The organism is Clostridium amylolyticum (assembly GCF_900142075.1).
GTDB lineage: Bacteria > Bacillota > Clostridia > Clostridiales > Clostridiaceae > Clostridium_AA > Clostridium_AA amylolyticum.
Genome location: NZ_FQZO01000009.1, coordinates 1 through 12,863 on the forward strand (window position 1 = coordinate 1; position 12,863 = coordinate 12,863).

The following is a 12,863-nucleotide window of genomic DNA, read 5'->3' on the forward strand; positions in this document are numbered from 1 at the left end:
GAACTCCTTATGGGTTCTATAATCTAAAAGATAGCAATTTTAAGAGTAAGTTAGTAATTCGAATATAAAGTCCCATTTGAAGGGGTCCATCCGAGAATGAAGGATAGTTTTTCTGAAAAAGAATCAGAAAAGCTTACAAATAAGCATAAAAACAAAGTAAAAAAGAAGCTTCGATGAAGCTTCTTTTTTAATAGATAAAGTTAATCAATAAATTCTATCTTCCAGTTAAAATATCCTGTTTCTTCGTCTCTTTCATATTTAAAATAAGCACTGAAGGTGTTGCCTTTTTTGCTTTTAAGATTTCTAAAGCCTACCTTACCGTTTTTAAGCAATAGCTTAACCATATCTTTGGATACTGTCTTGCCAAAGGAAGTTATATATTTATCATCTTTCCATATGGTAAATTTACATCCATTTTTCCAATTATTACAACCAAAACCTTTTCTACCTTCAATAACCGCATTGCCGCATATAGGACATTTCCCTATCTCTTCGGCCCCTTCGGGTATTTCCACATTGAATTTATGAAGCATAGAATTATCATTCTTTATTTTTTCTACGGATTGTTTTGTAAAATCAAAAATTAAATCTAGAAAGTCTACCTTTTTAAACTTTCCTCTTTCTATGTCTGAAAGAGTTTTTTCTAATCTACCGGTATACTCCAAGTCCAAAAGTTCTTTGGCTGGAAATATCTCAACTATAGTTCTACCAAGGTCTGTAGTGGTTAAGCTTTTACCTTTTGCAGTTATGTAGCCTATATCCTTTAGCTTCTTTATAGTTTCAGCCCTAGTGGCAGGAGTTCCAATACTAAATCCGCTTAAAATGCTATTCATCATTTCTTCTGAATTGCTTTCATCATCTTCTCTTTCTTCTTTAAACTCTTTTCCACAGGTTTCCATCACCCTTAAAAGTGTTTTTTCTGTGTGATACTTGGGAGGTTTTTTAGTAACCTTATTTACCTTACTATGAGTAACTTGTAATGTTTCCCCTTTTTCCACTAAAGGTAAAATAGTATCCTTTGTTTCAATCTTCTCTACGATTCTCCAACCTTTAATTATTTCAACTTTTCCCTTTGAAATAAATTCACCTGGGATATTTTCATCATTTACCTTTATGGTGATCTTTGTTTCTTCAAATTCTGCCACTGGCATAAATTGCATTATAAATCTATTCTTTATAGCAGTATAAACATTTTCCTCCTCAGAGCTTAATCCCTTAGGAATTACATAAGTAGGAGTTATGGCACTATGACTTTCTACCTTTGAATTATCAAAAACCCTCTTACTTTTAAGAAATTTGATATCATCTTCATAAGGCAAACCTTTTTTTAAATTATATAGCACCTTCTCAGCCCTGCCCATTAGGCTTTCTTCTAATACCACACTAGCTGTTCTTGGATAAGTAATGTATTTCTTCTCGTAAAGGTTTTGTGCCACCTTTAATACTTTATCCGAAGTCCATCCCTTATATTTGCTAGTTATATATCCTTGTAAGTTTGATAGATTAAATAAGGGCTGAGGATATTCTTTTCTCTTTTCAATTTCTTTATCTATTACCAATCCATTCTTATCAACTAGAGCCGTACTTATCTTGTCTAAATATTCTTTCTCATCAAACTTTTCACTGTTATTTTCATAATAAAGGCTTTCAAATTCAGAATTATCTTTTGACTTGAAGTTAGCAGTTAATTTATAGTAGGAGGTAGCTTCAAAATTTTCTATTTCTTTGTCTCTATCATAAATTATCTTAAGGGTAGGCAGTAATACCCTGCCTATATTTAATGTTTTTCTTTCTTTACCTGTGCCGCCATACCTTAAAGTTGCTACGGAGGTTAAATTTATTCCTATAACCCAATCTGCTAATTGTCGTCCTATGCCAGCATCTTGTAATGGTTGCATTTCCGAGTTTAACTTTAAGTTTTCCATTCCTTTTTTTACTTCGTCTTCAGTCCACTCATTAAGTAAAAGTCTATATATAGGTTTATTTACATTTAAATGAATAAACAATTCATCAGAAATAACCTGACCTTCTCTATCGAAGTCTGTGGCAGATATTATTTTGTGTACATCTTCTCTATGTATTAAACTTTTTATTATGTTTATTTGTTTTTCTGCACCTTTATCTATAGCAGCTCTATTATGACCATCCCCTTTGATTTTATACCTAAACTTCTCTGGTATAAAAGGAAATCTCTCCATTCTCCAAGAGGACATGCTTTTATCATAATCCTTAGCATCGTAAAGCTGAAGGAGATGTCCAAAGGCCCAAGTAACGATATATTCATTGCCTTCAATAAAACCATCTTTTCTGGATTTTATATTTAAAGCTTCTGCTATGTTTCTTGCTACGGAAGGTTTTTCTGCAATTATTAGACTTTTACTCATAAATAATATTCACCAACTCTTAAAGGTTTTTATATACAATTTCTCCATCTACAATAGTATATAATGTTTCAGTGAAATTGTCTAAAGGATTTCCATTAAATATAACCAAATCAGCATCTTTGCCCTCTTTAATGCTACCTACTCTGTGATCTATACCCGCAATCTCAGCAGCATTTATGGTAATAGCCTTTAATGCCTCTTCTTCAGACATCCCCGCCTTTACACAAAGGGCAGCGGATAATGGTAAATACTGAATTTCTACCACTGGGTGGTCAGTGATAATGGCCACCTTCACTCCCATTTTAGTTAATATAGCTGCAGCTTCAAAGCTTCTATTGCTTAGTTCTACCTTAGCGTTATAATGCATTCCTGGCCCCAAAAGTACGGGTTTACCAGAGGCCTTTATTTGCTCCTTCACTAAATGTCCTTCGGTACAGTGATCTAAGGTAATGTCCAAATCAAATTCTTTAGCTATTCTTAAAGCAGTTAGTATATCATCTGCTCTGTGGGCATGCGCCTTAAGAGGGATGCTTTTATCTAATACTGGAAGAATGGCCTCCATTTTTAAATCTTTTTCAAAAAACTCATTATTTTCTCTGGCTTTTTGCTTTTTATTCTTATAGTTTATGGCTTTGGTTAAAGTTTCTCGTAGTAGTGCTGCTGTTCCCATCCTAGTAATGGGCATCTTTCCTTTTGCATTATAAAATCTCTTAGGATTCTCACCAAAAGCCACCTTTAGCGCTACAGGAGCTTTAATGATCATTTCGTCTACAGATATACCGTAGGTTTTTATGGCTGCGAACTCTCCTCCCATAACATTGGCGCTGCCAGGTCCTGTTAACACTGAGGTTACTCCAGCTTTTACAGCTCTTTTAAAACATCCATCCATAGGATTTATACCATCTATTCCTCTAAGATGAGGGGTAATAGGATCAGAGGTTTCATTAAGATCATTACCTTCAAAACCCATATTTTCTTCCAGTATGCCTAAATGAGTGTGAGCATCTATAAACCCTGGATAAACTGAGGCTCCTTTTAAGTCTATGATGTCTTCTCCCTCTAAACAATAATTGTATTCTGTAATCTTGTCAATTTTCTTATCTTTTATATGTATACTACCCTTTTCAATAACTTTTCCTTCCATGGTATAAATCTTACAGTTAACTAATATCATAATAATCCCCCCAATTTTTATTCGGATAAATTAATAGTCGTTAAAAAAGACTTCATTCTTGAGAATGAAGCCTTTTTTATTATTTTAATACTATTGTGCTAATTCAACTTTATGAATATCTACTGTCCAATCTATATAAGATGCAAGGTTCATGTTCTTAACCCTTGAACTTACTGCCCACATATTCTTGTTGTTGTTTAAGAATAGGTATGGTAGCTCTTCATTTATTAAAGCGCCCCACTCTTTGTATATTTCAGCTCTCTTTTTAAGATCTGTTTCTACTAGGCCTTTTTTCATAAGCTCTTCACTCTTATCTGGATGCCAACCAACTGAGTTGAATCCACCCATAACGTCTTGTGAAGCACCAAATATTCCTGATGGGTCTGGATCTATAGATAAGGTCCATGCCATGTTGTACATTTCAAAGTCTTGTTTGTCATAAACTTTTTCAGACAATGTAGCAAATTCTACTAATTCTGGCACTACTTCTATGCCTAATTTACCCCAGTTATCTTTAACTATAGGAATCAAGTTGTCAACATATTTTGACCCAGTATAAGTTTTCCAGTGGATTACAAATTTCTTACCATCTTTTTCTCTGGTCTTTCCATCTGCTCCAACCTTCCAACCAGCTTCATCAAGTAATTTTTTAGCTTTTTCCATGTCATATTCATACTTATTAACTTGGTCATTATATGCCCATGAAACAATAGAAATTGGAACGTTACATGGCTCAGCATAACCGTTGTAGTATGAATCTAAGAAGGATTTTCTGTCAAGACCATACATAAGAGCTTGACGAACTTTCTTATCTGAGAACATAGGTAATCTTGTATTTAATCCAATATATCCATATCCATTATCTGGGAATAATTGCAAATCTAAGAAACCTGATTGTTTAAGCATAGTTATATTCTTGTTATTTGGAGGAATTCTGTCCATATCAACAGTTCCTGCTTGTAATTCTTGAATATTAGTTTGAGCGTTAGTAACCTTCATTATTATGTTAGGTATCTTTGGAGCACCCTTCCAGAAACCATCATTTTTAGCAAAGGAAACGGTGGAACCTGGTTTATAATCAGTAAGCTTATAAGCTCCAGAACCCATAGGTTTTAAGAAGTTATCCTTAAGTTTTTGTATTCCGCCTTTTTCAAAGCCATAATACTTTTTGCTCATTATACCATAAATAAAATCACCTAATATAGCAGGTGCTTTAACATCTGTTAAAGTAAAGCTAATGTTATATTTATCGATAACTTTTATACCTGAAACTGTAGTGGCACTACCTTCTTTGTACTCTTTGTATCCAACTAACTTTTCAACAGCATCCATTCTTGGTCCATCATATTTAGGATCGCAAAGCGCAGTATAAGTAAAGGCTACGTCATCAGCTGTTAGTTCTTCCCCATTTGTAAACTTTATGCCTTGATTTAATGTAAAGGTGTAAGTTTTGTTATCCTCTGAAACCTTCCACTCTTTAGCAACATTGGCAATTGGCTTACCTTCTTTATCGTTAGTCACTAATCCATCAAAAATAAGTGATGTAACATATGAATCATATACAGAATCACTATATATTGGATTGAACTTTCCTGAAGGTGCAGTAATACCAACTATTAAGGTATCCTTTCTTTCCTTAGCAGTAGCTGGAAGTTTGGAAGGATCCTCAGCCTTAATAATTTCATTTACCTTCTTGTCTTTATCTGGTTGTCCTGGTTTTTTACTATCGCCTTGAGGCTTTGAGCAAGCACTAAGAACCATAGAACCAGCCAATAAAGAACTTAATAAAGCAATTGACTTTCTCTTCATGTTTTTCTACTCTAAAGCTAAATAAAACTTAACCTCGAGTAGATTCACCCCCCTTTATTTATATATATTTTTATTTATATAGAACCTGAAGAAATTCTCCAGGTTTTCTACTCCGTAAATAATAAGACAGTTTTCATAACCGTTCTATTAATAATTGCAATATTTCATATATGAATATTAACAAATTTTTAATGTATATATATTATATATCATAAATTCCATACTAATACAACTATTTTTTTTAAAACTAATATTTTTTTTTACAATCCGATATTTTTTTTGAATGTTAAATTATCTTTTCTTTCACTTTTAGCATTTGCCATAATTATACAATGCATATTTTGCAACTTTCAAATTTGCTTTATTTCATTTAACTACATTTCATAAATAAACCAAATAAAAAAATTTAATACTCCGGCATAAATTAACCATAAAATATAGGGTATCATTAATATTCCAGAAAATTTATCTAATTTGATAAAAATTATCGCAGTGTATATTAAAAATACTAATAGTATCAAAAGTAGGAAAAAAGCTAGTCCATATAATTGAAAATGAAAGAATACAAATGGCCAGGCAAAATTTATTATAAGCTGTACACTATAAAAGGTTAAAGCCTTAACAGCATTACCCCCTTCGCTCCTAAGCATCCATATCCTATAAGATGCAATTCCTATTAATACATATAATACCACCCACATCACAGGAAATAAAGCTGCAGGAGGAAAAAAAAACGGTTTCTCAAATTCATTATACATTTCCACCATTTTAAAATTAAGTTTAGTAGAAACAAATCCCAAGGTAATGGGAATCATTATAGCAATAATTAAATCCCCCCAATTAAATTTACCCCTTACTTTAAAAACATTCATACTCTCACCCTCTATTATTCAATAATTCTATAATTTACTTAATAAAATATATTATAATAATTTAGAATTTAGAATGTAGAATGAAGGAACTTTTTTCTGAAAACCCACCAGAAAAAACCTCAATATATAAAAAAAGCTGATAATAAAATTCCTTTAGGAATTTTATTATCAGGATAAAGAAAAAAAGAATTGCCTTTATGAATTTCTTTTTTAACTACATTCTAAAGTTTTTCTGATGCTTTTTCAGAAAAACTGACCTTCATTTTAAATTCTAAATTCTAAATTAAAAACCACGGATTACTCCGTGGTTTTTTCTGGTGCGAAAGACGGGACTTGAACCCGTACGGTCTCCCACACGCCCCTCAAACGTGCGCGTCTGCCATTCCGCCACTCTCGCATATGGGCAAGCTAAATGTTACATGTGATATTATATCACTGAACATTTATATTTGTAAAGAGGAAAATAGCTATAGAGTTTATAGCTATTTTTCTCTGGTTACATATCTTATTGGAATTAAAGAGGGAAGCTTCCTATATAAAAATACATATACGTTATAATTTACCCTTATTCTCTTTACATACTTATCAGTTTCAGGAAAAGGTATGTAGTGAAGGGTCTTCCCATCTTTTGAATAATCTTTATTGTTAAGCCACTTTTTCACATTACCCATGCCTCCATTGTAGGAAGCTAATGCAAGTTCTGTATTTTTAAACTCCTTTATTAAGAAATTTAAATACCAGGTACCCATGCTTATATTAAATTCAGGATTATATAGCATATTAACTTCAAAATCATCTATTTTCATCTCTCTAGACGCCCATTTCCCTGTACTTTCTGTTATTTGCATCAAACCATAGGCATCTTTATGAGATAAAGCTTTTTCCTTAAAATTGCTTTCAGCTTTTATTAAAGCAAGTACTAACAGTGGATCTAAATTGTTTTCCATACTATACTTATTAACATATTCCTTATATTTATAAGGGTACATCTTTGTATAAGCAAAGTAAGGCACTATTAATACTGCAAATATTACAACAATAAATATTACAATCATTTTTTTTAACATAACTTTTTTAAATTTCATCCTTATCCTCATAATTATTAATACATATTTAAAATTTGAACTATATCATTAACTTGCTGCCTTGTACTTTCAAGATTACCACCATTATCGATGATAAAATCTGCATAAAGCTTTTTCTCTTCTAAGGAAATTTGAGAATTAATCCTACTCATTATTTCACTATGAACTAATTTATCTCTATTTTTCACCCTTTGTATTTGAGTACTTTTATCTACCCATACTAAAATCACATAATCCATTTCATCATGTATATTATTTTCTATAAGAGTAGGGGCATCAATGATGACTAAAGCTGTGTTAGCATCATTATATTTTTTTATTTCATTAAATATGTCCTGCTTTATATATGGCATTATCTTCTCTTCATATTTTATTCTTTCTTTTTGATACTTAAATATATAGTTTCCAAACTGCCTTCTTAAAAAATTCCCCTGCCAATCAAAAAATCCATCCCCAAACTCTTTTCTTATCCATTGAAGAATTTCAGGATACTTATCTAAAACCGTTCTAGATATTACGTCTGCATCAATAATAGGAAATCCTGCTCCTTTGAACATAGCGGAGACAGTACTCTTACCGGAACCAATACCTCCTGTTAATCCTATTTTAAGCATTTTAATTATCCCCCTTACTTAGCTTCGTACCAGTCCTTGCCTATATTCATGTCTATTTCCAATGGCACTTTAAGCTCTAGTACCTCTTCCATGGCTTTTTTAACTATGAACTTTACCTTTTCCAGCTCATCTTCATGTACATTTAAGATTAATTCGTCATGTACCTGTAGTATAAGTTTACTCTTAAGTTTCCTATTTTCAAGTTCTTCATATACTCTAACCATGGCTAGTTTAATAATATCTGCTGCGCTGCCTTGTATTGGCGCATTCATGGCTAATCTTTCCCCTAATGATTTTACTATTTTATTTGAAGAGCCTATCTCAGGAATGAATCTTCTTCTATTTAGTATGGTGTTAACGTATCCTTTATTCTTAGCCTCTTCTACTATATCGGTAAGATAAGATTTTATAGCAGGATATCTTTGAAAATAAATATCTATATATTCTTTAGCTTCCTTTCTAGGTACTTTTATATCTTTTGAAAGACTAAAGTCACCTATGCCGTAAACTATTCCAAAATTTACTGCTTTAGCTCTTCCCCTCATTAATTTAGTTACCTCATCTAAAGGAACTTTAAAAACCTCTGAAGCGGTTTTAGTATGGATATCAATTTTATCTCTAAAAGCAGAAATCATGTTTTCATCAGAGGCTATATGAGCTAGTACCCTTAATTCTATTTGAGAATAGTCAGCTGATAAAATCAAATTATTTTCATGAAAAGGCACAAATACTTTTCTTATTTCTCTCCCCATTTCATACTTAATAGGGATATTTTGAAGGTTAGGTTCTGTACTTGATAGCCTTCCTGTAGAAGTTACTGTTTGATTAAAGCTTGAATGTATGCACCCATCATCATCTATAACATTTTTTAAGCCTTCTATATAGGTAGAATTCAATTTAGTAAGCTGTCTATAATAAGTTATTTTATCTATAATAGGATGTTTTGGGGAAAGTTGTTCCAAAACCTCAGCATTAGTGGAATAACCGGTTTTTGTTTTCTTTATAACAGGTAAATCCAGCTTTTCAAAGAGTATTTTACCCAATTGCTTAGGTGAATTTATATTAAATTCTTCATCTGCCATAGAATATATTTCTTTTTGAGTACTTTCTATCTCTAATTTAAACTTATCTCCTAATTCTTCCAACTTGCTTCTATCTACTTTAAAGCCTAAAACTTCCATGGATGACAGCACTTCCGTTAATGGAAGCTCTACATCATAATATAGCTTTTTCATATCATCCTCATGAATTTTATTGCTTAAAATATGGTATAGCTTTGGTAAGTAATAATTTTCTTCTGCCATAATTTCATTTTCATTTCCCTGTGGGTCTTCTCCTAAATACTCATTGATAAGCGTAATAAGAGGATATTGGCCTTTAGATGCATCTACAAGATAAGCTGCTACCATAACATCAAAAATTACCCCTGATAGCTTAACTCCAGCTTTATGCAAAGCGGTAAAAGCATTTTTCGCATCATAGCATACCTTCTTGTAGTTATCATTTTCAAGGTAGCTTTTTAATAAATTCATAGCTTCATTACTTTTTAAAATAGTTTCTATTTCTAATACGTATACTTTTTCCTTATAGGTTACATATATTTCATGAATTGCTGTCTTTGTATAAAATTCTTTGTTAGAAATATCAAAATTTAAATAGCTTATTTCATTAACTTCTAAGGATTTTATAAATTCATCTAAATCTTTACCATTATTTATTCTAGTAATATCTATTTCTTTATTAGGCTTAATACTAACTGTATTGGTTTCTGCCATAGCTGGTTGTGGTATTTTATCCACTAAAGACTTAAATTGAAGTTTAAAAAATAACTTTTTAATTCCTTCTATATCAAATTTTTCTTTAGATTTAATATCTTCTAAATCCATTTCAATAGGTACTTCTGTCATAATTGTTGCTAGTTTTTTGCTAAATATTGCTTGTTCACTATAATTTTGCAAGTTTTCTTTTACTTTCTTTCCACTGACTTCATCAATATTCATTAATAAATTTTCTATACTTCCATAACTTTGTATAAGTTTAAAGGCCGTCTTTTCACCTATTCCTGGAACTCCCGGTATGTTATCTGAAGCATCTCCCATAAGTCCTTTAACATCAATAAATTCAGCGGGAGTGACCCCCATATCTGAAATCATTCTATTTTTATCATAAATTTCTTTTTCTGAAACACCCTTTTTAGTTATTATTACCTTAACATTATCAGTGGCTAACTGAAGGGCATCTTTATCTCCAGTTAGGATATATACTTCCATACCTTCCTTTTCTGCAAAGGTAGATAAGGTTCCAATGATATCATCTGCTTCAAAGCCATCTATTTCAAATATATTTATTGCTAAAAGTTCCAGAAGCTCCTTTACCACTGGAAATTGCTCCGCTAGCTCTGGAGGCATCTTTTTCCTGCCAGCTTTATAATCTGCATATTCAGTGTGCCTAAAGGTTGGTGCTTTTCTATCAAAAGCCGCCACTACATGATCAGGTTTTATTTCTTCATACATTTTTAGCAGCATATTAGTAAATCCATACACTGCATTAGTATGTAATCCCTCACTGTTGGTAAGAGGGGGTAAAGCATAAAAAGCTCTATTTAGTAAACTGTTACTATCTAACAATAATAATTTTTCCATTACTACTCCTCCATATATTTCTTAATGTAATTTCTATGTTTGTTAAGTGCTTCTTTTAAAGAATTAAAATCACAACATGGAAACACCTTAAGTATTTCATTTAAAATTTCATAAGCACAAATATTTTCTATCACCACGGAGGCAGGAACTACAGCACACACATCAGACCTTTCATATCGGCTGGTAACATTAATCTTTTTATTTAAGTCTATGGTGCTTATACCCTTTTTAACAGAAGGTATAGCTTTCATATAGGCTGTTATTTCAATATTTTCACCATTGCTAACTCCTGCTTCTATGCCTCCACAGTGATTGGTTTTTCTCTTAACCATGGCTTTATCTAAATATATTTCGTCGTTGAAGTTGGTACCTTTAAGGCTTGTGCTTAGACCATCACCTATTTCTACTGCTTTAATACCTTGTAATGACATAACGGCACCACACAATATGCTATCTAACTTTTTATCCCATTGGGTATAGCTGCCAAGTCCAATAAACATACCTCCAATGGATACATATATACTTCCTCCTAAAGTTTCTCCTTCTTTGGCGGCTTTATCTATATTATACTTTATTTTCTCTTCCATATCCTTGCTAAAACATCTAACTTCACTATTTTCTATGATTTTATAGGTTTCTTCATGAAATAAATTTTGTTTACTGTCCTTTATTCCACCAATATCTATTACCTGACTTCTAATTTCAATATTAAGCTGTGCAAGCATTTGCTTACATAATGCTCCTACTGCAGTTCTTATAGCAGTTTCTCTAGCAGAGGTTCTTTCTATTACATCCCTTATGTCACCAGTTTTATATTTAAAAAAGCCCACTAAGTCGCCGTGTCCTGGCCTTGGAGTAAAGATAGCTTCCTCTTCTTTAGGTTTATTATTTATTAATTCTTTCCAATTTTCATAATCCTTATTATAAATTATAAAAGTTAAAGGATTTCCAGTGGTGATGTTTCCCCTTACCCCTGACCATATGTTAATGTTATCCTTCTCTATATTCATTCTCTTTCCACGACCATAGCCTAATTGCCTTCTATATAATTCATTATTTATTTCTTCAATATTAATGTCAAAATTTGAAGGAAATCCATCTATTATGGCAGTTAAAGCTTTTCCATGAGATTCTCCTCCATCAAGAAATCTAAGCATAGTTTACTCTCCTTTGCACTTTCATACCTATATCATATCAAATATAACTTATTTTTATTAAATTAGCTAAAATTTTTTTATAATGTTAACAAAAACTTTTAAACCATTTAAAAAGGTGGAAATCTTCCACCTTATCTTTAAATAATATATTAAATAAGCATCTAGAATATACTTAAATCTAGCTCTTTGGATAATTCCTGAAGCATTTTTATCCCTGCGATGCTATTACCTTTTTCATCTAAGGAAGGTCCAAAAACCCCTATGCCCATTCTCTTTGGTACAGAGGCCATAATACCTCCTCCCACACCGCTCTTAGCTGGTATTCCAATATGTACAGCAAACTCTCCAGATTCATCATACATGCCGCAAGTTACCATAATAGTCTTTACAATCCTAGATACTTCCCTAGATATTACCCTTTCCCCTGACCAAGGAAGAACACCATCATTAGCCAGCATAGCTGCTATTCTTGATATATCCCTGCAGCAAACTTCCATAGAGCATTGTTTAAAGTAAACCTCTAGTACATCATCTACATTTCCTTGTAATATTCCATTACCCTTCATAAAGTAAGCTAAAGCTCTATTTCTATCCCCTGTATTTTTCTCTGATAAATATACCCCTTGATTTATGTCTATACTATCATTTCCAGTGATCTTTCTAGTAAAACTTAATACCTTTTGAAACTTTTCTTCTACATTTTCCCCTTCAATTAAAGAGCAAGTTACTATGGCTCCAGCATTTATCATGGGGTTAAAGGGTTTATTATAATTTCTTACTTCTAAGTTAACTATAGAATTAAAACCGTCCCCTGTAGGTTCCATACCCACTCTAGAAAAAACATTCTTAGTTCCTTTATCCAGCATAGCCACCATTAAACTTATCACCTTAGAAATGCTTTGCATGGTAAATTTAACTTCACAATCTCCAGCTGAATACTCTTTGCCCTCTAAAGTAGTGACACATATACCTAAATGATCTGGATTTGCACTACTAAGCAGCGGTATGTAGGAAGCTACTTTTCCATCTTTAGTATAGGGCATATTGTTTTCTATTACACTTTCTAACAATCCTCTCATAATTACACCATCCAAAATCAAATTTAATACATCCTTACTATAATAAT

At 32.1% G+C, this 12,863-nt stretch carries 9 protein-coding genes and 1 tRNA gene; all 10 read right to left on the minus strand.

Annotated features, from left to right (window positions below):
• Nucleotides 1-200: 200 nt before the first annotated feature.
• Nucleotides 201-2,384 carry a type IA DNA topoisomerase gene (locus BUA82_RS16905; RefSeq protein ID WP_073011093.1) on the minus strand — a complete coding sequence of 728 codons (2,184 nt, stop codon included), beginning with the start codon at nucleotides 2,382-2,384 and terminating at the stop codon, nucleotides 201-203.
• Between the two features lie 19 nt (nucleotides 2,385-2,403).
• Nucleotides 2,404-3,558, minus strand: coding sequence for an amidohydrolase (locus BUA82_RS16910; protein ID WP_073011096.1), 1,155 nt, complete (start codon nucleotides 3,556-3,558; stop codon nucleotides 2,404-2,406).
• Nucleotides 3,559-3,648: 90 nt separating this feature from the next.
• A complete protein-coding gene (locus BUA82_RS16915; protein ID WP_073011098.1) occupies nucleotides 3,649-5,367 on the minus strand; it encodes an ABC transporter substrate-binding protein in 1,719 nt (572 codons plus the stop codon).
• Nucleotides 5,368-5,741: 374 nt separating this feature from the next.
• Nucleotides 5,742-6,239, minus strand: coding sequence for a TspO/MBR family protein (locus BUA82_RS16920; protein ID WP_073011102.1), 498 nt, complete (start codon nucleotides 6,237-6,239; stop codon nucleotides 5,742-5,744).
• A gap of 315 nt (nucleotides 6,240-6,554) precedes the next feature.
• Nucleotides 6,555-6,636: transfer RNA gene (locus tag BUA82_RS16925), tRNA-Leu, on the minus strand.
• 85 nt (nucleotides 6,637-6,721) lie between these two features.
• A complete protein-coding gene (locus tag BUA82_RS16930) occupies nucleotides 6,722-7,324 on the minus strand; it encodes a lytic transglycosylase domain-containing protein (protein WP_073011105.1) in 603 nt (200 codons plus the stop codon).
• Between the two features lie 17 nt (nucleotides 7,325-7,341).
• On the minus strand, nucleotides 7,342-7,938 hold the full coding sequence (coaE, locus tag BUA82_RS16935; RefSeq protein ID WP_073011108.1) for a dephospho-CoA kinase: 597 nt from the start codon (nucleotides 7,936-7,938) through the stop codon (nucleotides 7,342-7,344).
• A 14-nt stretch (nucleotides 7,939-7,952) separates the two neighbouring features.
• The gene (polA, locus tag BUA82_RS16940) at nucleotides 7,953-10,580 is read right to left on the minus strand and encodes a DNA polymerase I (RefSeq protein ID WP_073011111.1); all 2,628 of its coding nucleotides are present in this window, start codon (nucleotides 10,578-10,580) and stop codon (nucleotides 7,953-7,955) included.
• 2 nt (nucleotides 10,581-10,582) lie between these two features.
• On the minus strand, nucleotides 10,583-11,737 hold the full coding sequence (gene aroC / locus BUA82_RS16945) for a chorismate synthase (protein WP_073011114.1): 1,155 nt from the start codon (nucleotides 11,735-11,737) through the stop codon (nucleotides 10,583-10,585).
• A 161-nt stretch (nucleotides 11,738-11,898) separates the two neighbouring features.
• Nucleotides 11,899-12,816 carry a glutaminase A gene (gene glsA / locus BUA82_RS16950; RefSeq protein ID WP_073011404.1) on the minus strand — a complete coding sequence of 306 codons (918 nt, stop codon included), beginning with the start codon at nucleotides 12,814-12,816 and terminating at the stop codon, nucleotides 11,899-11,901.
• Nucleotides 12,817-12,863 lie beyond the last annotated feature (47 nt).

Coding starts and splice junctions, on each gene's coding strand:
- BUA82_RS16905 (WP_073011093.1), bottom strand. CDS start 2,384: ATGAGTAAAAGTCTAATAATTGCAGAAAAACCTTCCGTAGCAAGAAAC.
- BUA82_RS16910 (WP_073011096.1), bottom strand. CDS start 3,558: ATGATATTAGTTAACTGTAAGATTTATACCATGGAAGGAAAAGTTATT.
- BUA82_RS16915 (WP_073011098.1), bottom strand. CDS start 5,367: ATGAAGAGAAAGTCAATTGCTTTATTAAGTTCTTTATTGGCTGGTTCT.
- BUA82_RS16920 (WP_073011102.1), bottom strand. CDS start 6,239: ATGAATGTTTTTAAAGTAAGGGGTAAATTTAATTGGGGGGATTTAATT.
- BUA82_RS16930 (WP_073011105.1), bottom strand. CDS start 7,324: ATGAAATTTAAAAAAGTTATGTTAAAAAAAATGATTGTAATATTTATT.
- coaE (WP_073011108.1), bottom strand. CDS start 7,938: ATGCTTAAAATAGGATTAACAGGAGGTATTGGTTCCGGTAAGAGTACT.
- polA (WP_073011111.1), bottom strand. CDS start 10,580: ATGGAAAAATTATTATTGTTAGATAGTAACAGTTTACTAAATAGAGCT.
- aroC (WP_073011114.1), bottom strand. CDS start 11,737: ATGCTTAGATTTCTTGATGGAGGAGAATCTCATGGAAAAGCTTTAACT.
- glsA (WP_073011404.1), bottom strand. CDS start 12,816: ATGAGAGGATTGTTAGAAAGTGTAATAGAAAACAATATGCCCTATACT.